Consider the following 19,643-nt stretch of genomic DNA (forward strand, 5'->3'; position numbering starts at 1 on the left):
TTCCAGCCTACGCGAGCCAGCCATAAGCTAGTGCAATGCGCATTGTTGTCCTCGTCTCCGGAACCGGTTCCAACCTCCAAGCAGTCATCGACGCCGTGAAGGCGGGCGAGCTGGACGTTGAGATTGCAGCCGTGGGAGCCGACCGGCCGGGTACCTACGGCGTGGAACGCTCTGCCGAAGCCGGACTGGACACCTTCGTGGTGGACTTCAAGGACTACGCGGACCGGGCGGATTGGAACTCCGCGCTTACCAAAGCCGTTGCCTCCTACGATCCGGACGTGGTGGTTTCCTCCGGGTTCATGCGGATTGTCAGCCCGGAATTCATCGATGCCTTCGGCGGCAAGTACCTCAACACGCACCCGGCATTGCTGCCCGCTTTCCCGGGTGCCCACGGAGTCCGCGATGCCATGGCCTATGGCGTGAAGGTGACTGGCTGCACCGTCCACTGGGCCGACGCCGGCGTCGACACCGGTCCCATCATCGCCCAGGAGGCCGTCGAAATCGCACCAGACGACACTGAAGACACCCTGCACGAACGCATCAAGGTGGTGGAGCGCAGGCTCCTGGTCCGGACCCTCGCAGAGCTCGCTGCGGAAAAGCACGCCTGAGTCCTCCTTCGCACCCAACTGGCTCGCATTAGATGTCGTTTTGGAGCCTCATAACGACATCTAATGCGAGCCAGTTGGGGGGATGCGGGGGGATGCTCAGTCGAGGTCGAGCTGCTTGGTCTCGGGCGCAAACAATGTCATCCACAGCACCGCCACCACGATGAGCCCGCCGGCCAAGGCGAAGGACGTGGCCAAGCCGAACTCGGGCCAGAAATACGAGGCGAACACGAGCGGCCCGATGCCTGCCCCAACCCGTGAGAACGTCGACGCCCAGCCGAAGCCGGAGCCCCGGAGCTCGGTGGGGTAGAGCTCCGACACATAGGTATAGAGCACCGGGATCGCCACCTGGATAACGAAGCCGAACGCCAGGAGCCAGAACGCCGCCGCGTCCGGGATGTCCACCACCAAGGACACGATCACCAGGGTCAACGCGGACAGCGGCCCGGTGATGGCCAGGATCCACTTGCGGCCCGCCCGCTCCACCAGCACCGCCGCGACCGCCACGCCCAGGAGCCCGACGCCGGCCATCCCGGCTGTCGTTACGAAGGCCTTGTACTCCTCGAATCCGGCGCCGATCAGAATCCGCGGCATCCACGTCAAGCTCAAGTAGTAGACCAAAAGGATGCTGAAGAACAGGGCCCAGGCCGCCGTCGTGATCTTCCAGTCGAACTGCCAGACCCGGCGCAGCTGCTGCCACGCGCTGCCGGCGGAGAGGCGCGGCGCGTCCTGCGGTGCGGGCAGGCTGTAGGCGCGTTGCTCGGCTCCCGTAGCCAGGACCAGACTGTCGATGACGTCGGCGGCCTCTTGGCGTCTGCCCCTGCGGATGAGGAAGAGCGGGGATTCGGGCACGCTCCGCCTGATCCAGAACACGAGCAGGGCAGGCAACACCATGACGAGCATCGTCAGGCGCCAATCGGCGAAGGCAGCGACGAGTCCGGCCGAAATGAAGCCGCACAGGGCTGCGCCCACGGGCCACCAACCATTCATTGCGGTCAGCACCTTGCCGCGTTGCTTCCGCGGGGTGAATTCACCTACCAGAGCGTAATCCACCGGAATGCAGCCGCCCAGCCCGAAGCCGGCCATGAAGCGGAAGACGCAGAACCAGACGAAGTCCGGCGCGAAAGCTCCCAGGACCGTGAAGATGGAGAAGATCAGCAGGGTGGCCGTGAAGGCCCGCTTCCGGCCGATGGTGTCCGCGATGGTACCCCAGGCGAAGGCGCCCAAGGCCATGCCGATCAAGTTGGCGGTGCCGATCCATCCGGCGTCGGCGGGCTGGAGGGACCAATGCTTGGAAAGCAGCGGAATGAGGATCCCGTTGAGGGTGACGTCCCAGGCATCGAACATGAATCCGAGGCCTCCGATCAGGAAAATCCTGCCCTGGACCTTCCACCGCCACGGCAAGTCCTGGACAACCTGCTCGCCGCTCGGGACGGTTGTGTAAGTATTCATTTCCCCTCCTGGGGAAACTCTATCCGTGCTTTTCGATCGCCTTTCGCAGGAAGCCGCCGGCCTCATCCAAATCGCTCTTGGCCTGGCCCGGATCGATGCCAGTCAACAGCACCAGGATGGCCGCCTTGACCGATCCGCCCACGGAATCCAGCGCGCGAATCGCCGTCTCCGCGTCCACGCCGGTGGCGTGTTGGATAGTCCGTTGGGACCTCGCAAGGAGTTTGTTGTTGGTAGCGCGCAGATCGACCATCAGGTTTCCGTAGGTCTTCCCGAGCTTGACCATGGCGAGCGTGCTGATCATGTTCAAGACGAGTTTTTGCGCCGTGCCCGCCTTCAGCCGCGTTGAACCGGCCACGAACTCGGGACCAACCACGACGTCGATCGCCACGTCCGCCAGTTTGCTGATGGGCGAATCGTGGTTGCAAGCGATCGAGGCGGTGAATGCCCCTCGGCTGCGGGCCTCTTCGAGCGCGCCGATCACGTAGGGCGTGCGTCCCGAAGCCGAGATTCCGACGACGGCGTCCGCCTCGGTCACGCTGATGTCGTGAAGGTCCCGGGCCCCGGCCGTGGCGTTGTCCTCGGCGTACTCCACCGGCTTCTGGATGGCCTGGCTGCCGCCCGCGATGATCCCGACGACGAGCCCCGGGGGAGTGCCGAACGTGGGCGGGCATTCGCTCGCGTCCAAAACCCCGAGCCGCCCGGCCGTTCCGGCGCCGACGTAGAGCAACCGGCCGCCGCGGGCGAGGCGTTCCGCAACGGCGTCGACCACTGCGGCGATCTCCGCGCTGGCTTGTTCGACGGCGGCCGGGACACCGCGGTTCTGCTCGTTCATCGCGGCGACGAGCTCGGCCGTGCCCATGGTGTCCAACTCACTGAGCGCCGGCGACGCCGCTTCTGTTTGCAGGCCTTCGAGCTCGGAACGGAGTTCCTTGAGCCGGTCGCCGTCAGGAGAATCAGGGGAAGAAGCGTCAGGCTGTTCCGTCACGGTGAATGTACCTTTCCTGGAGGAGCCCGCGGCGGTTCGCTGCGAGGGCGGCCCCGTCCATGCCATCGCCGAGAGCCGCAACCACCTCAATCCCAGCCGAAGCGAGGGCGTTGTGCAAGAGCCAGCCGAAGAACTCCGATTTCACGACGCCGCCAAGGAGCGCCACTTGCTTGGCGTCGCCAGCGGCAAGGGCCACGGTGTTCACAAGGAGCCTGCACGCTTCGTCCACAATGCCGCGTGCGACGGCGTCTCCCGCCTCCGCTTCTTTCAGCACCACGGGTGCGAAACGCGCCATGGTCCGGGCCGGATTGCCGGATTCGGCGAGCCAGGCCGGAAGCTGCGCGGGTGAGCCAACGAGCGCGGCGGCCGCGCCGAGCAACGACGTGGCCGCTCCGCCGTCGTGCGCTTGAAGTGCAGCCTGAAGACCTTGCTGGCCGATCCACCGGCCGCTTCCGCGATCGCCCAAGAGCGGTCCCCAACCGTCGGCGCGGTGGAGAGTCCCGGCGTCGTCGAAGCGGAAGGCAACAGCCCCCGTGCCCACAATCAGCACTGTTCCGGGCGCGCCGTCCAGGGCGCCGAGTTGGGCCGCGGTGGCATCCGAGAGAACCGCGGCCGGGACCTTGAAGCGCTCGGACAGCAGGACGGCGAGTTCGTGGGAGTTCGCCGCTGAGGCCTCTACCCCGGCCACGGCGGCGCCGATTCCCCGCAACGAACCTTGCGGGAATGCTGCCGGGAGCCCCCGCGGCAGCATGGCCGCCGTGTCCGCGAGCAGCTCGAAGGCGAGCCGGGCGCCGTTGTCCATGCCCAGGCCGGGGAAGCCCTGCTGGTCCGCCGAGCCCAACACCTCGTCGCCCTGCCTGAGTTCAACCCGGCATCGGCTCTTGCCGACGTCGGCTACCAAAATCACATCCTCGGAATCCATGGCCCAACCATATGTTGCGGACGCGGCCACGTCTCGAAAAACGAAGAGGAGCCACAACACGATAAACTCGTCCATATCCCCAGCAACCGCGGAATCCCGCGATATAAGACGGAGACTTTTGTGAGCTTGACGCAGCTTGACCGTGTTCCCATCCGCCGTGCACTGATCTCGGTTTACGACAAGACGGGGCTGGAGGAGCTCGCGAAGGGCCTGCATGCAGCAGGAGTCGCCATTGTCTCCACCGGTTCCACCGCGAAGAAGATCGCCGCAGCCGGTATTCCGGTCAAGGAAGTCGAAGAAGTCACCGGCTCCCCGGAGATGCTCGACGGTCGGGTCAAGACCCTGCACCCGCGCGTGCACGGCGGCATCCTGGCCGATCGCCGCGTTCCTGCCCACATGGAAACGCTCGCCAAGATGGAGATTGAACCCTTCGACCTCGTCGTGGTCAACCTCTACCCGTTCGTGGAGACTGTCCGCTCCGGCGCTGCGCAGGACGACGTCGTCGAGCAGATCGATATCGGAGGCCCCGCCATGGTGCGTTCGGCCGCCAAGAACCATGCCGCCGTCGCGATCGTGGTTGACCCGAACTTCTATGGCGCCGTGGTGGAAGCCGCCGCGGCTGGTGGCTTCGACCTGAAGACACGCCGCCGCCTGGCCGCGAAGGCCTTCGCGCACACCGCGACGTACGACACCGCCGTTGCCACCTGGACCGCCGGCCAGTTCCTCGACGAAGACGGCGACGGCGTCATTGACTGGCCCGCTTATGCCGGCCTGGCCCTCGAGCGCTCCGAGGTGCTGCGCTACGGCGAAAACCCGCACCAGCAGGCCGCCCTGTACGTGGACAAGGCTGCGCCCGCCGGCATTGCCCAGGCGGACCAGCTGCACGGCAAAGCCATGAGCTACAACAACTTCGTCGACGCCGACGCAGCCCTCCGCGCCGCGTTCGACTTCTCCGAACCGGCCGTCGCCATCATCAAGCATGCCAACCCCTGCGGTGTGGCCGTCGGTTCCGCAGATGCCGCCGACCCCATCGCCGACGCCCATGCCAAGGCCCACGCTTGCGATCCGGTGTCTGCTTTCGGCGGCGTCATCGCCGCCAACAGCATCGTCACGGCGGGAATGGCCAAGACCGTGGCCGGAATCTTCACCGAGGTTGTCATTGCCCCTGGCTTCGAGCCGGAAGCCGTTGAGATCCTGTCCAAGAAGAAGAACATCCGCCTGCTGGCCCTCCCGGACGGCTACGGCCGCTACCCGACGGAGATCCGCCAGGTCTCGGGCGGCGTCCTCGTCCAGCAAGCCGACAAGGTGGACGCCGACGGCGACAACCCTGCCAACTGGACCCTCGCCGCCGGCGTTGCCGCCGACGAGGCCACGCTGGCCGACCTCGCCTTCGCTTGGACCGCTTGCCGCGCCGCCAAATCCAACGCGATCCTCCTCGCCAACAACGGGGCGGCAGTCGGCATCGGCATGGGCCAGGTCAACCGCCTGGACTCGTGCAAACTTGCCGTCGAGCGCGCCAACACCTTGGGGGTCCAGGTGGAGTCCGACGGTGCTATTGGGGGCGATGCCCCCGGCGGTGCCTCCAACGCCGCCGCGACCGGCGCACCCGAGCGCGCTCGCGGCGCCGTGGCTGCTTCCGACGCGTTCTTCCCGTTCGCCGACGGCCTGCAGATCCTGATCGACGCCGGTGTCCGTGCTGTCGTGCAGCCTGGCGGTTCAGTGCGCGATGAGGAAGTCATTGCCGCGGCCAACGCCGCCGGCATCACGATGTACTTCACGGGAGCACGCCACTTCTTCCACTAGGTCCGGGCTTCCGCTAAGTCCACTCGCTCCACCAGGTCCACTCGCTTCACCAGGTCCACTCGCTTCACCAAAAAATGGACATGTCCCCCGTTCCCGGGTGGACATGTCCATTTTTTGTGGTCAGGACCGGGCATATTCGCAATATGTCCAGTCCTGGGAGCGAACAGGGGGCATGTCCGGGGGAGAGGGGGTTAGGGGGCCGTGGACGCGGTCTGGTACGTGCCTTGGATGACCTTGCCCCAGTACGGGCCGTACATGTTGCTGGAGTTGCTTCCGTAGCCGTAGCTGTTCACCGAGTTCTGGTACCCGCTTGAGCTGGTTCCTATGAACCACGGGCCACCAGAAGAACCGCCCGTCATGTTGCAGGGGATCCCCTGGGTGTTGTACTGGGGGTTGTTGGGATCGTTGGCGGCCGTGCCGGAGCAGCTCTTGAGGGATTCCCCGGTGAAGGGCGATGCCGCGGGGTAGCCGAACGACTTGTACGCCAGTCCTCGTTCGGCGTTGAACTGGACCCCTGAGGCGCCCACTACGTCTGAGAGCTTCTGGCCATTGAGGGTGTTCATCACGGCGAAACCGGTGTCGTACTGGATGTTTCCATTCGAGGACCATTGGCTGGTTGTGTAGAGCGCCTTGGCCGTCCACTTGCCGTAGGGCGCGGCGCCGTCCAGGTAGGCGGGAACGAACGTGAAGTTGCTTGCGAATGCTCCGGGGCCTTCGTTCAGACAGTGGCCTGCGGTGGACACCGTGCTCTGGTTGGCCGAGGTGACGGAATTGCCGGAGCAGACATAGTTCACCCCGCCGAGTGTGAAGAACACCTTCCCGATGTGTGAAACGGACGACTCACTTGCGTTCGTTTTGCGGCCCACGGCCGGGGACGGCGCTGCCGGGCTGGCGGCTTTCTGGCCTTCGATTGCGGTCAGGGCGCTCCCCAAGCCGGGAAATACCTGCTCGGGAGAAACCGGGAGGTCGGAAAGGCCCACTGCGGCCTGTGCCCGCGCAAGCGCCTTGCTCGCGAGAACGTCGCCGGAGACGGCATTCTTCATCCGTTCAGGAGTCCAATAGTCAGCGGTGCTGCCGTCGGAAGCCGAATTGCTGCTGACGGTCGACGCATCGGGGCCATTGTTCGTGGACGGAGCCGCGGTGGCCCCGCTGCCGGCGCCCAGTGCGAGTAAGGCGGCGGCAGTGAGGCTGAGCAGGCTTGTGGCCAAGGTCTTGGTTCTCGTCACAGTTGTCCTAGATATCGAGGGGAAGGCGGCCGGTTGGTGGTGGCCGCCAACTGACGGAACCGAAACTACCCAAGCCATGACAAGCATGTAAAGAAATTCTGCAAAATTTGTGAGATTTGACTTTCGTTTTGACAAGATGCGAATTCTGCCCTATTTCCGAGCGGTCGGCGGACCTAGGACGTGGACGCCAAATCGTAGGCATCCCGGATGACGGAGCCCCAATAAGGCCCGTAGATCACAGCCGGGCCGCCGGGGTAGCCGTAGCTCGTAATGGAGTTTTGATAGGAATCCCGGCCTGAGTCGACCATCCATGGTCCGCCCGATGATCCACCCGTCATATCGCAGGGAATGCCCTGCGCCTTGAACTGTGGATTAATCGGATCCTTGGTGGCGTCACCCGAACAGCTCTTCAGCGATTGCCCGTCGAACGGCGGGGCGGCAGGGTAGCCGAACGCTTGGTAGCTGAGCCCCCGGTCCTGGTTGAACTCTACGCCGGACGCGCCGACGACGTCGGCCAAGTGCTTGCCGTTCACCGTGGCAGTGACTGCGAAGCCCGTGTCATAGCGGATGTCGCCCGCGGTGCGCCACTGGGGAGTGGTGTAGAGGGCTTTGGCAGGCCAGATGCCGTAAGGGGCCTTGCCGTTGAGATAAGCCGGAACGAAGACGAAGTTCTTCACGAATGCGCCAGGACCCTCATTGACGCAGTGGCCCGCGGTCGCCACGGTGCTGTCGTTGTCCGACACCACCACGTTGCCCGAGCAGACGTAGGCGAAGGCACCCATGGTGAAGAAGACCTTGCCGACGTGGTCAATGGGGTCTTCGTCTTGGTGCAGGCTCGCGCTGCTGCCTTTGGCGCTGGCGATTTTCACTGGCGGTCCGGTTTCGACCGTGCCGCTGGCGGTGCTGGAGGTGCCACCTCGTGCGAGGGCAATACCGGCAAGGACATCGCCAGGGATTGCTGCTTGCATCCGTTCGGGAGTCCAGTACCCCGTGGGGTCGGTGTTTGTTGTCGCCAAGCTGACGAGCTGCTGCGTCCCAGGCGCTGCGAAGCTCGAAACCGCGGTGTAAGGCGTTGCGGCTGCCGCCCCTCCAGCGGCACAGAGGGTCAAAACGGCGGAGGTAAGGAGGCTCAGGAGACCAGTGATGGGGAGTGATTTCTTTGTCATGATTGTCCTGCCAATCGTTTGGCGGCCACGTGTCGTCGGCCACAGTTTGACCCCATGAACCTACTCCGATTTGGCGCGGAGGTACATAAGGTGCGGCGGGGTATGACGTTGCACAGCTCGTACGGGGCCGTCCCGGTACGCGGCAATCGGGCCCCCTCAGGTAAGTTAGAGATGTTGAAATCTGCAGACTTTCAGGGAGATGCCCCGCCAATGGCAAAGATTATCTATACCCACACTGACGAAGCGCCGATGCTGGCGACGTACTCATTCCTGCCGATTGTGGAAGCTTTCGCCTCGACGGCCGGCGTTGAGGTCGAGACCCGCGACATTTCGCTCGCCGGCCGAATCATCGCCGTCTTCGGTGACTACCTGACTGAAGAACAGCGGAGCAGTGACGCACTGGCCGAACTGGGTGATCTGGCAAAGAAACCCGAAGCGAACATCATCAAGCTCCCCAACATCAGCGCATCCGTCCCGCAGCTGAAGGCAGCCATTGCCGAGCTCCAGGGACAGGGTTACGCGCTTCCGGACTACCCGGACAACCCCTCCTCTGACGAAGAGACGGACATCCGCTCGCGTTACGACAAGATCAAGGGCTCGGCCGTGAACCCGGTCCTGCGTGAAGGCAACTCGGACCGCCGCGCGCCTCTGTCGGTGAAGAACTACGCCCGCCAGAATCCGCACTCCATGGGTGCCTGGAGCGCGGACTCCAAGACCAACGTTGCGCACATGACGGAGAACGACTTCCGCTCCAACGAGAAGTCCGTGGTCATCCCCGCCGATGACACCGTCAAAATCCAGATCGTCCGCGAAGACGGCACCGTCAAGGTCCTCAAGCCGGCGTTCCCCGTTCTCGCTGGTGAAGTAGTGGACGGCACCGTGTTGCGCGCCGCGGCCTTGGACGAGTTCCTGGCTGCCCAGGTGGTCCGCGCCAAGGAAGAAGGCGTGCTCTTCTCGGCACACCTGAAGGCCACCATGATGAAGGTCTCCGATCCAATCATCTTCGGCCACGTCGTCAAGGCGTATTTCTCCGAGCTTTTCGACACCTACGGCAAGCAGATCGCTGCTGCCGGCCTGAGCGCCAACAACGGCCTCGCTTCCATCCTCAACGGCCTCGATGAACTCCCGGAGGACGTCCGCGAAGGAATCAAGGCGGCCATCAAGAAGGGCCTGGCGGACGGCCCGGCACTGGCCATGGTCAATTCCGACAAGGGCATCACCAACCTGCACGTTCCCAGCGACATCATTGTTGACGCTTCGATGCCGGCAATGATCCGCAGCTCCGGCCACATGTGGGGACCGGACGGCAAGGAAGCCGATACCCTCGCGGTCATTCCGGACAGCTGCTATGCGGATGTCTACCAAGTGGTCATCGATGACTGCCGTGCCCACGGCGCCTTCGATCCCACCACCATGGGTACGGTTCCGAACGTCGGCCTGATGGCACAAGCAGCTGAGGAATACGGCAGCCACAACAAGACCTTCGAGGTTGAGTATGCGGGGACCATGCAGCTTGTGGATTCCTCCGGAACCGTGCTGATCGAACACCAGGTCTCCCCGGGCGACATCTGGCGCGCCTGCCAGACCAAGGACGTGCCGATCCGCGACTGGGTCAAGCTGGCTGTCACCCGTGCCCGCGCCTCCAAGATGCCGGCTGTCTTCTGGCTCGACGAAACCCGCGCCCACGACGCCCAGCTGATCGCCAAGGTCAAGGAATACCTGAAGGACCACGACACCGAGGGCCTGCAGATCGAAATCATGTCCCCGGAGAAGGCCACCGCGTTCACGCTGGAGCGGATCCGCAAGGGCGAAGACACCATCTCGGTGACTGGCAACGTGTTGCGTGACTACCTCACCGACCTGTTCCCGATCCTCGAACTTGGCACCAGCGCCAAGATGCTCTCAGTGGTCCCGCTGATCAATGGCGGCGGGCTCTTCGAGACCGGTGCCGGCGGATCGGCTCCGAAGCACGTCCAGCAGCTCCTGCAGGAAAACCACTTGCGCTGGGACAGCCTGGGCGAATTCCTCGCACTGGCCGTGAGCTTCGAGCACCTTGCCACCACCACCGGCAATGCGCGGGCCCAGGTCCTCGCCGACACGCTGGACCGCGCAACGGGCACGTTCCTGCTGGACAACAAGTCCCCGAAGCGCAAGGTGGGCGAGCTCGACAACCGAGGCAGCCACTACTACCTCGCCAAGTACTGGGCGCAGGAACTTGCGCAGCAGACCGACGACGCCGAGCTCGCAGCCGCGTTCTCCGCCGTCGCCGAGGCCTTGACGTCCAATGAGGACACCATCATCGCCGAGCTGCTCGCGGTCCAGGGTTCGCCTGCCGACATCGGCGGCTACTACCGCCCCGACTCCGCCAAGGCAGAGGCCGTGATGCGTCCTTCCGCAAAGCTCAACGAGGTTGTCGCCACGCTGAACTAAGCGCCCCGCACCACCCAACTAGCTCGCAGTTGTTGTCGTTTTGAGAGCTCATAACGACAACAACTTCGAGCTAGTTACATTTAAGGGCGGCGGAAGCGGTGCGGCGCGTCGAGCCCGTCGACAAGATCGGCAAGCACGCGGCCGATAGCAGGGGTGAACTTGAATCCGTGCCCGGAGAACCCGGCCCCGACCACCAGCGGTCCAAAACGGTCGAGAACGAAGTCTTCGTTGGCCGTGCTCGTGTAGGTGCAGCTGATGGGAACCGCCGATTCGGCGTCGACCCCTGGCAGCCATTCACGAGCGTAGCGGCGCAGGGCCTCCAGCTGGACCGGCTCGGGCTGGAACGTGCGGGCATCAGGATCGGTAACCGGCCCTACGCCGTGCCACCCCGCCTTGACCCCTTCGCCCGGCGTGAGCATCCCATAGACAGGGCTGTACCAATAGTCGTCACGGGGATCTCCGGGGTCCGGCGCGTGGTTGAAACTCGGCCAGGACTGGCAATCATCGATGGGTGCGAAATGGGCAGGTTGCTCCTGGGTGACCACCAAACGGGGGAGCGGCACCTGCGCCCCGACAAACTTGGTGGTCCAGGCGCCCGCCGTGATGACAACCCGGCGCGCGGTGATCTCCAGCGAATCAGTCACGACGACGGCGCGATCCTCGCCGAGGACGCGGATGTCGCGAACCGGTGTGGAATACGTGAAGCGAGCGCCGTGCGCCTCGGCCGATGCGCGCAGCGCCCTGAGGGCCTCGGCCGCACGGACGCGGCCCGAGTCCGGCACAAAGAGAACATCGCTTCGGAAGACCATGCCCTGCCAACGGTCTGACGCCTCCTTCGCGGAGATGAAATGGCTTGCGATGCCCCGCTCTGCGTGCGCGGTGCGAACTTCCCGGAGCCGGGCAACATTTCCGTGGTTGGCCAGACCCACAAGATCCAACAATTGCGTTTCGGTCTCCTCTGCGATCCCGTCCCAGAGCTCCCTCGCTTCGCTGACCAGGGCGAGATAGTCGTCCTCCGCATATGCCGTATTGAAGTTGCGCGTGGCTCCGTGCGAAGCGCCCACATGGTGCCCCTCCTCAAACTGCTCGAGGAGGAGCACTGATCGCCCCCTGAGTGCGAGCTGCCGCGCCGCAGCTGATCCCATTGCGCCTCCGCCGACTACGACGACGTCAACATCCATCCCGGATTCACCCATCCTGTCTTGCGGCCTCCCATCGAGGTCCACTGCAGTTCCATTCTGCCGTGGACGGAGCGGCTGTTTTGAGCTGTGCCCTCGGCATGGAAGATTGGACCGGGTGAAATTCCTCCTTCCCTCGCAGATCTCGTCCTCGCGTGGCATCGCGTTTCTGAGGATCGTGTTCGGCGGCCTTTTGCTGCTTCATGGGGTCCAGAAGCTGCTCGCGGGGCAGCCTGCGTTCGAGGCAACCATCGCCGCCATGGGTGTTCAAAAAGCGGAGCTGATGTCCTGGCTCGTCATCTGGGGCGAAACCGGTTTGGGCGCGCTTTTGGTGCTCGGCGCCCTGACCAGGGTGGCCGGCTTCCTGGCGGCCCTCATGTACGCAGGGATCTGGTTTGTCACCGAATCAGGCAAGCCATTGTTGAGCAGTAGTCCCGGAATCAACGCGGAGCTGCTCATTCTGTATATCGCGTTGGCGTTGGCGTTTGCCTTCATCGGTTCCGGGGCGCTTTCGCTGGACCGGAAACTGTTTGCAGGAAAGCCAGCCCGGAAGTCACGGCGCTAGGCGCCCTAGCGTCGTCCGGCCTGGAGACCCGCGCGGGCCATGGCGTCCGCGTAGGAGCGGCCCATTTCTATCAGCCATTCGGTCTGACGCTCCTTGGAACCGGCGAAGGCGCGCCCGTGCAGCGAACGGGCCTTGTAGACCTTCAGGCCGCGGCGCCAGATCAGCTGGTTGTCGGTCTTGAGGAGCATTTGCGCGAGGCGGTTGGCTTCCGTTCCGTGGGCGACGATCGCCGAGGCGCGTGGAACGAGTTTGAGGAAAGCGAGGAGCGGCTTCAAGCCGGCGGCGACCTGCTCCGGAGTCAGCTTTCCGTTCGCCTCGCCGGGAGTGAACCACGGGTGGGTGTTCCACGGCATCATCCATTCCGGGCGCAGGCCGAGTTGGAACTGCAGGCCCAGTAGCCGGGTGGCGGCGGCGTCGTCGCCCGCCCAGACAACGCCCCGCGAGGAGGCCTCGCTGGTATTGGAAAACAGGGTGACAATCCGGCAGTCCTCCACGGAGTGCATCGGATCCACGTAGGGGACCTCAAAACCCGGGCGGAGCTTGCGGAGGAACTCCACATGCTCGTTGACCGGGGCGATGTGCGGGGCGAAGAAGGGGCTGTCCGGAATCGCGGGGGTCACGGCTTCTTCGGCGGGAGCCGCTGCGTCGCTCGCCGGTTCGACGGCGGCGCGCTCGACGGCGGCGGGCTCGACGGCGGCGGGCTCGACGGCGGCGGGCTCGACGACGGTTACCGTCGGCGTCTCTTCGACGGCAGGAGCGGCAACAGGTTCCACCTTGCGGGTAACGACCGGACTGGCCTTGGGCATCGAAATTGAGGAAGCCTTCTTCGGCGCGGACGTCTTAACGGCGGCGGCCTTCGGAGCGTCTCTCCGGGCCGGAACCTTCTTTTCGGCCTTGGCCGGTGCGTCCAGGTCATCCTCGTCGTCGAACAAACCATCGAAGAGCTTGTCGAGTTCGTCGTAGCCGCTGCCGTAGTCGTCGTCGAGCTCGGGGCCGCGCCCGAAACCTTCCTCGTACCGCGAGTCCAGTTCGCTGCGGTAATCCTCGTCGTGTACGTCGAAAAAGTCCGGTTCGGCCAATGCGGTCATGAGAGCAGGGGTCTCCTGGGGTCGGGCAGGGGCCGGTATCGGGCGCGTGGGGGCACGTCCGTTCCGGACCAGTTGATGGGGGGCTCTCCCGGGGGCCGGGTTGAGCCTTTAGATCTTAGCAAGCCACAGGTGGTCTGGTGTCCTTCCGCCGTTCACCTGACGCGGTATGTCGCGCTGCCCCGGGGCGTGAAGGAACCGCGATGCGTCGAACATCACCCGGATGCGCCCCCGAGGGCGGGAGCAGAGACACGAGAGGGCGGTGGAATGAACGAAAGAGTCCATTCCACCGCCCTTGTTCGGCGTCAGTTGTTCGGCGTCAGCGCTCAGACATGGATGACGAATTGTGCAAGTGCCGCAGCTGCTATGAAACTTGCGGAGAACGTGATTGTCGCCACAATCACTGTGCGCCAGTTCAGGGTCTTCAGCGCGTTGATGTCGCGCCCGACGTTCATGCCGAGCAAGGCGATCGAGCCAAGGCCCACGTAGAGCGGGTCAAGGTTGTGGGTGAAGGAGACGATCAAGCCACTGAAAGGCAGAATCGGAGCTGTTGCCAACGTGGCGAGCGCAAGGACCCATACGCTCGACGGCACGGCAGGAACGTACTTGGCCAGCACGAATGCCAGTGCGGTAAGGAGGCCAAGGATCATCACGCCAATGCCGTCATTGACGCTTATGGACTTGGTGCCCAAGGCGTTGAGGACCACGCCCGCGGCGATGCTTGCACCGAAAGCGATAATCCACGTTGAGGGCTTCGTGCGCACCTCGGGGTCCTGGAACACGGCTGAAACGTCCACCTTGTTTCGGTCCTGTGGCCGGCGCAGCTTCGCGGCAACGGCGTTCCCGTGGCGGTCAAGACGCTTGCCCTCGTCATCGCGGCGGAAGAGGCGCGCCCAGAACTTGTAGAGCCGCAAGGACATCGGCAACGAAAGGAAGGCCCCGGCGTAGAAGCCCACAAGGTTCGTCACGAGGTTCGACAGGGCCGCCAGCGCCATGATCTCCGGTGCCTGCCCCGGATAAAGGATGGACAGAGCCGCCACGCCGCCAAGCATCATGGATCCCGAGCCGAGGCCCAGGCCCAGCGCCAGCGCAAGCGGGTCGAAGATGCCCATTCCGCCGAGCAAGCCGGCCAGGAGGGAGATGAAGACGGCGCCGAAGACGCTGCCCAGCAGCCACACCGAGAATACGCCGCGGTAGACCGGGGATTTCACGCCGAAACGCTGCAGTGCGTAGGCCAAGTAAGATTCCCGGTCAATTGCCCAGGTGGCACCGATGGCCGTGCGGCCCATGCCCAGCGCGACGCCGACCGGCAGGGCAATGATGACGGTTCCGAAGATGTGGCCGACTTCCTGGAGCAGGATGGCCGGACCGAGGGAAGTCAGTTTGGCGAAGGAGGGTCCCACCTGGGTGCCGAGGGCCCCCAGGAACATGACGATGCTGACGTTGAGCAATACCGAGGCCACGGCACGGCTCTGGCCGGACATGGGGCGCACCTTCTGGACGCCGATGACAGCGCCAATCAGCACGGCCCACAAGACGGGCATGAGCACGATAGCGGCGTTGCCCAGGGGAATCTTGTGTGTTCCGGCCAGGATGGCGATGGCGCAGACGGCTGTGGACAGCAGGATCATCGATCCCCATTGCCGTGCGGTCGGGGTGAAGAGGCGGACCGGTCCGTGATCGACATTGACTACGGGCGTATCCACCTCCGGAGTGGTTGTGGATTGGTTCTTCATGATGTGCACCCTTCGTGTGCTGCAGTGGCGAGGGACGGATACGTCCATGCCATTTGGTATACCAGAGATGGTAAGGTGGATCACATCGCAATGCAAGACATGTCACAGAAGCTGCTCAGAGTCACCCAAATCTAGGGCATTCGTGCGTTCGGCCGATTCCGGACTTGATCTGCAGCTTTTTGATCTTGGGATACCAAACTTGGAGGGTTTATGTTCACTCAGCTTTCTGCCCGGTACGTCCTTGGCTATGACGGGGCCGGGCACGTCATGCACACGGATGGGCACGTGGTGATGAGGGATGACGAGATCATCTACGTGGGTACCGACTACACGGGGCCTGTGGACGAACGCCGGGACTTTGGACAGAGCCTCATCGCACCTGGCCTCATCGATCTGGATGCCCTGACGGACATTGATCACATGATCTTCGACTCCTGGCCCACAGACGAGACCGCCCCGGGCTTGCAATGGTCTGCGGACTACTTCCACAACCGCCGGCGCGATGTCTTCACCGCGGCGCAGCGCCAGAGCGTGCGAAAGTTCGCATTGGCGCAACTGGCCTTGCACGGAGTGACCACTTACATGCCGATTGCTTCGGAGATCCACAGCTCATGGGCTGAAACCTTCGAAGAGCTCAAAGGGATGGCGCAGTCCAGCATCGAGCTCGGTCTGCGCGGTTTTCTGGGCCCCGCGTACCGCTCGGGGATCAACGTCACCGACCACGACGGCCAACGCGTGATCCTCTTCGACGAGGAGGAAGGACATAAAGGATTCGCCGACGCCGCACGGTTCCTCGACTACGCCGGCGAGCTAGGACATCCGTTGCTTACCGGTGTCCTGCTGCCGTGCCGAATCGAGACACTTTCTGACGAACTGATGCGCCGGACTGCCGAGCTGGCCACCGAGCGCAACGCATTGGTCCGCCTCCATTGCCTCCAGGGAGCGAATGAAGACGGGTTCCTCGTCAAGCTCACCGGGCGCACCGTCCTGGAGCAGCTTTCGGATTCCGGCCTGCTGGACACACGGCTCCTCATCCCCCATGGGGTTGTTATCGACGGCACCGACCCGTCCTCCAGCGCAGAGGGCGGCCCGTTGGATGTGCTGGCCCGGCATGACGTCAGCATCATCCACTGCCCCCTGACATCGTTCCACTACTCAGGCATGCTCACGTCCTTTGACGCCTTCGCGGCTGCCGGAGTCAACATGTGCCTTGGAACCGATTCGTTCCCGCCGGACCTGATCAAGGGCATCGATATCGGCACGCACCTGGCGCGCATCGCTGAGGGTCGGCGGGACGCCGGCACGGTGTCGGCGTTCTTCGACGCTGCCACTTTGGGTGGTGCCAAGGCATTGGGCCGCGACGACCTGGGACGCCTGTGTCCGGGCGCCCAAGCCGACATTATGGTCGCCTCTTTGGGGGACTTCCGTGATGGGGTCGTGGAAGATCCATTGCGCACGCTAATCCTCAACGGTTCGGCACGCAATGTCACCGACACGTACGTTGCAGGCCGCCCCGTAGTTGTTGGCGGCTCCCTCCCAGGCATCGAACTGGATGAACTGCGCGGTGAGGGTCAGCAGCTTTTTGGACAGATGGTGGAAGCCTACGGCGAACGCGACTACCGGCGGCGCGATTCGTCCAAGCTGTTTCCCCCGGTCTACGCCCCGGCGTCGGTTCGGATCCATAGCACGACGGCGTAACGCACCGAAGGCTGGGATCGGGCCATGGTTCCACCGCATGAGCTCCTCCGCGGGGCTGTTTGCCCTGCGGAGGAGCCGGGAGCGGGCTACATCCAATGCGGTGGAGAAGCCCGAGCCAGTGATTATGCGGGAATTGTTGCCCGGATCTTCCGGCTACCTACCACTACGATGAGGCCAAGCAACAGCAGCGCTGCCGCGAACAGCAACCACAGGCCATTGAAGCCAGTGCTTGCAAGAACGGCCGTTCCAGCCCCAACAGCAACCGCCGCATTGGCGGAGGCCGCACTGGCTTGTGCTGCAGTTCCGGATGCGATTGCCGACGGCGTCTCAACCGAAGGAACGGCTGCAGCCGGATCGACGAAGCCCTGGGAACCGACCGGCTGGTTCACGACGGGCGGGGTGACTGTCGACGGGTTCGTGACGCCAGAAGGCAGACCCAAACCTACCGACGCGGTGTCGATCGTCAGCGGAAGACCCAAGGCTGAGATGAGTCCCGTACCCGAGAGGATGCCGGTACCTGTCGGCGTGGTGCCAAGCAGGTTGACCGAGGTATCACCAACTGTGACGGGAGCGGTTACAGGCGCCGTGACGCCGGTACCTCCGGTGGATCCCGTCGGCGTAGTGCCGAGCAGGTTCAAGGGCGCGGTGAGTCCCGTACCCGAGAGGATGCCGATACCTGTCGGCGTCGTGCTGAGGACGTTGACCGAGGTATCACCAACTGTGACGGGAGCGGTTACAGGCGCCGTGACGCCGGTACCTCCGGTGGATCCCGTCGGCGTAGTGCCGAGCAGGTTCAAGGGCGCGGTGAGTCCAGTACCCGAGAGGAGGCCGGTACCTGTCGGCGTCGTGCTGAGGACGTTGACCGAGGTGTCACCGACGGTTGCCGGTGCGGTTACAGGCGCCGTGACGCCGGTGCCTGCCGGTGCGGTTCCGGTCGGCGTCGTGCTGAGGACGTTGACCGAGGTGTCACCGACGGTTGCCGGTGCGGTTACAGGCGCCGTGACGCCGGTGCCTCCGGTGGTGCCGCCTGCCGGCGTCGTGCTGAGGACGCTGACCGAGGTGTCACCTACGGTCGCCAGTCCGTTCACCGGCGCCGTGACGCCGGTGCCTCCGGTGGTGCCGCCTGCCGGCGTCGTGCTGAGGACGCTGACCGAGGTGTCACCTACGGTCGCCAGTCCGTTCACCGGCGCCGTGACGCCGGTGCCTCCGGTGGTGCCTGCAGGCGTCGTGCTGAGGACGTTGACCGAGGTATCACCCACGGTGACAGGCGCGTTGACGGGAGCCGCCGCCTGGGTGCCAGAGGCCGTTCCAGGGGTGGAATTGCTCAGAACCGCCAGTGAGGTGGCTCCGATATTAACAGGGACCGATATCGGAGCCACCACCTGGGTTCCGGACGGGACGGCTGCTCCGCCGGAATTGATCGCCGGGGCCGAAACCGGGGCGAGTGCAGGGGTGGTGGTCGCGGCGCCCGAATTTCCAAGTATTGAGAGCGACGTCGACCCGAGGTTCACCGGAATGGACACCGGTGCAACGACTTGAGTGCCTGAGGCATTGCCCAGCGCATTTGTAGTGGTGTCTGCCGCGTTCGCGGCAGTTGCGCCGAGGGCTATCAACCCACCGGCAAAGAGGGTGCCAAGCAGCCCCTTGCGAATCATGCTGTGCATTATGTTGTTCTCCTGAACGAGTAGTTCCAAAAGGCGCATAGGAGCGCCCGGATCGGCCGTTTGCCGCGGACCGGAATGAACTTCCGGGAAAGCGGCGGGGCTCGGAACTAATCAGGTGAAGAACCCGGGTCAAACGACACCGGAGCCGGAACTCTGCCAGCAGCAGCTGTGGACACGAGGGTCCCAGCCAACGGGTAAGAGAGGTTCGTGCCTTGGAGCCACGCAGCGGCAGCCCCCGAAGGATTGCTGGAAAGGACTGCAGATCCACTGACGGTGTCGCTGCCGCCTGGTGCACGCGGCGGGAATGTGCCATCGGACCGGGACGCGGAAGGATCGTTGGAACCGCTAGTAGTGCGGACTGCCGCCTTCGAGAGAGTCCCATTCAGGCCCGGCGGGCCACTGTAGCCAGCGAGGCCGAGCAGCGGAGCCGCGACATCCTGAGCCACCGTTGAAGGGACTCCGGCAGCGAGCTCAATTACAGCGGGTCCCGCTTCAAGGGCTCCAACTATTCCGGAGACATCGGAGACGTGGATGGAAGGGACAGCTATCTCTTGGACCGTGACCGGAAGGCCTCCGATCAAGGAACCGACGCCGGAGCCAACACCGTCAACCGCGCTCCTTGCTGGCGCTACAACGCTTGCAGTTACGGCGCCGACGGTTCCCTCAGGGATGACTGCGCTGACTACGGGCGTGTTGGCCACAAGTTGGTCGACGCTACCAGTCAGCTGGGGAAGTTTGTTCGTTACTAAAGGCGGCACCTGGACCGCCGGTAGCTGGACCTCGGGGACTGGAACGGAAACAACGGCCGGGGCCGGCACGGATGCGCCAACTGCCGCAACTGCATTGCCGGGGGTTCCGGGAAGTCCCTTTGCAGCGTTGTGTACAACGTTCGACACTGCGGAGCCCGCACCGCCCAAAAGGGTGTGGTTGTTGGTGTTCCCGGAATCAGCGTTGGCTGCCGTGGAGGAGAGGGCTATCCAAACGACGGCACCGGCGCCAGCGAGCATGACGGAGCGGAGAATATGAAGAACGCGCGGCTTACCTTGCTCTGCTTCCATCTCGACACCCCCCAGCGTCAGCTTCGATAGGCGATCGCTCCCATCGTAGGCCTCACTAGTTAACTAGTCC

General features: G+C 64.1%; 15 protein-coding genes. 5 read left to right on the top strand and 10 right to left on the bottom strand.

Annotation, left to right across the window (positions count from 1 at the left end; translation table 11 throughout):
* Nucleotides 1–35: 35 nt before the first annotated feature.
* Nucleotides 36–608, top strand: coding sequence for a phosphoribosylglycinamide formyltransferase (purN, locus tag ABEA18_RS14120; protein ID WP_345450013.1), 573 nt, complete (start codon nt 36–38; stop codon nt 606–608).
* A 96-nt stretch (nt 609–704) separates the two neighbouring features.
* On the opposite strand, the gene ABEA18_RS14125 is transcribed toward purN, so the two are convergent.
* The 3 genes from ABEA18_RS14125 to ABEA18_RS14135 are packed head-to-tail and all read right to left on the bottom strand — an operon-like array spanning nt 705 to nt 3,964.
* Nucleotides 705–2,057 (bottom strand): MFS transporter, encoded by a 1,353-nt coding sequence (locus ABEA18_RS14125; RefSeq protein WP_345450014.1) that lies wholly within the window; start codon nt 2,055–2,057, stop codon nt 705–707.
* A gap of 19 nt (nt 2,058–2,076) precedes the next feature.
* Nucleotides 2,077–3,042 carry an N-acetylmuramic acid 6-phosphate etherase gene (gene murQ / locus ABEA18_RS14130; RefSeq protein ID WP_345450015.1) on the bottom strand — a complete coding sequence of 322 codons (966 nt, stop codon included), beginning with the start codon at nt 3,040–3,042 and terminating at the stop codon, nt 2,077–2,079.
* Nucleotides 3,026–3,964, bottom strand: coding sequence for an N-acetylglucosamine kinase (locus ABEA18_RS14135; RefSeq protein WP_345450016.1), 939 nt, complete (start codon nt 3,962–3,964; stop codon nt 3,026–3,028). The genes murQ and ABEA18_RS14135 overlap by 17 nt, the downstream gene beginning before the upstream one ends.
* Nucleotides 3,965–4,084: 120 nt before the next feature.
* On the opposite strand from ABEA18_RS14135, the gene purH reads away from it, so the two are divergent.
* Entirely contained in the window at nt 4,085–5,767 is a 1,683-nt protein-coding gene (gene purH / locus ABEA18_RS14140; protein ID WP_345450017.1) for a bifunctional phosphoribosylaminoimidazolecarboxamide formyltransferase/IMP cyclohydrolase, read from the top strand.
* A gap of 191 nt (nt 5,768–5,958) precedes the next feature.
* On the opposite strand, the gene ABEA18_RS14145 is transcribed toward purH, so the two are convergent.
* On the bottom strand, nt 5,959–6,993 hold the full coding sequence (locus ABEA18_RS14145) for a trypsin-like serine peptidase (protein WP_345450019.1): 1,035 nt from the start codon (nt 6,991–6,993) through the stop codon (nt 5,959–5,961).
* 173 nt (nt 6,994–7,166) lie between these two features.
* The gene (locus tag ABEA18_RS14150; RefSeq protein ID WP_345450021.1) at nt 7,167–8,159 is read right to left on the bottom strand and encodes a trypsin-like serine peptidase; all 993 of its coding nucleotides are present in this window, start codon (nt 8,157–8,159) and stop codon (nt 7,167–7,169) included.
* A gap of 210 nt (nt 8,160–8,369) precedes the next feature.
* On the opposite strand from ABEA18_RS14150, the gene ABEA18_RS14155 reads away from it, so the two are divergent.
* Nucleotides 8,370–10,589 carry an NADP-dependent isocitrate dehydrogenase gene (locus ABEA18_RS14155; RefSeq protein WP_345450023.1) on the top strand — a complete coding sequence of 740 codons (2,220 nt, stop codon included), beginning with the start codon at nt 8,370–8,372 and terminating at the stop codon, nt 10,587–10,589.
* 80 nt (nt 10,590–10,669) lie between these two features.
* On the opposite strand, the gene ABEA18_RS14160 is transcribed toward ABEA18_RS14155, so the two are convergent.
* Entirely contained in the window at nt 10,670–11,770 is a 1,101-nt protein-coding gene (locus ABEA18_RS14160) for an FAD-dependent oxidoreductase (protein WP_345450231.1), read from the bottom strand.
* Between the two features lie 115 nt (nt 11,771–11,885).
* Here ABEA18_RS14160 and ABEA18_RS14165 point away from each other — a divergent pair, with 115 nt between their 5' ends.
* The gene (locus ABEA18_RS14165; protein WP_345450025.1) at nt 11,886–12,332 is read left to right on the top strand and encodes a DoxX family protein; all 447 of its coding nucleotides are present in this window, start codon (nt 11,886–11,888) and stop codon (nt 12,330–12,332) included.
* Nucleotides 12,333–12,337: 5 nt separating this feature from the next.
* Here the strand turns inward: ABEA18_RS14165 and ABEA18_RS14170 are convergent, their stop codons facing one another.
* Nucleotides 12,338–12,835 carry a uracil-DNA glycosylase family protein gene (locus ABEA18_RS14170; protein WP_345450232.1) on the bottom strand — a complete coding sequence of 166 codons (498 nt, stop codon included), beginning with the start codon at nt 12,833–12,835 and terminating at the stop codon, nt 12,338–12,340.
* Nucleotides 12,836–13,743: 908 nt separating this feature from the next.
* A complete protein-coding gene (locus ABEA18_RS14175; RefSeq protein WP_345450027.1) occupies nt 13,744–15,153 on the bottom strand; it encodes a DUF3100 domain-containing protein in 1,410 nt (469 codons plus the stop codon).
* Nucleotides 15,154–15,363: 210 nt separating this feature from the next.
* On the opposite strand from ABEA18_RS14175, the gene ABEA18_RS14180 reads away from it, so the two are divergent.
* A complete protein-coding gene (locus ABEA18_RS14180) occupies nt 15,364–16,851 on the top strand; it encodes a chlorohydrolase family protein (RefSeq protein ID WP_345450029.1) in 1,488 nt (495 codons plus the stop codon).
* A 122-nt stretch (nt 16,852–16,973) separates the two neighbouring features.
* Here ABEA18_RS14180 and ABEA18_RS14185 read toward each other — a convergent pair whose 3' ends face one another.
* Together ABEA18_RS14185 and ABEA18_RS14190 are read right to left on the bottom strand one after the other, a co-directional pair.
* Complete coding sequence (locus ABEA18_RS14185; RefSeq protein WP_345450031.1) at nt 16,974–18,515, bottom strand: hypothetical protein; 1,542 nt, start codon at nt 18,513–18,515, stop codon at nt 16,974–16,976.
* A 107-nt stretch (nt 18,516–18,622) separates the two neighbouring features.
* Complete coding sequence (locus tag ABEA18_RS14190; RefSeq protein WP_345450033.1) at nt 18,623–19,573, bottom strand: hypothetical protein; 951 nt, start codon at nt 19,571–19,573, stop codon at nt 18,623–18,625.
* Between the last annotated feature and the right edge of the window lie 70 nt (nt 19,574–19,643).

Origin of the sequence: Arthrobacter gyeryongensis, from assembly GCF_039543785.1 — a bacterium.
GTDB classification, from domain to species: domain Bacteria; phylum Actinomycetota; class Actinomycetes; order Actinomycetales; family Micrococcaceae; genus Arthrobacter; species Arthrobacter gyeryongensis.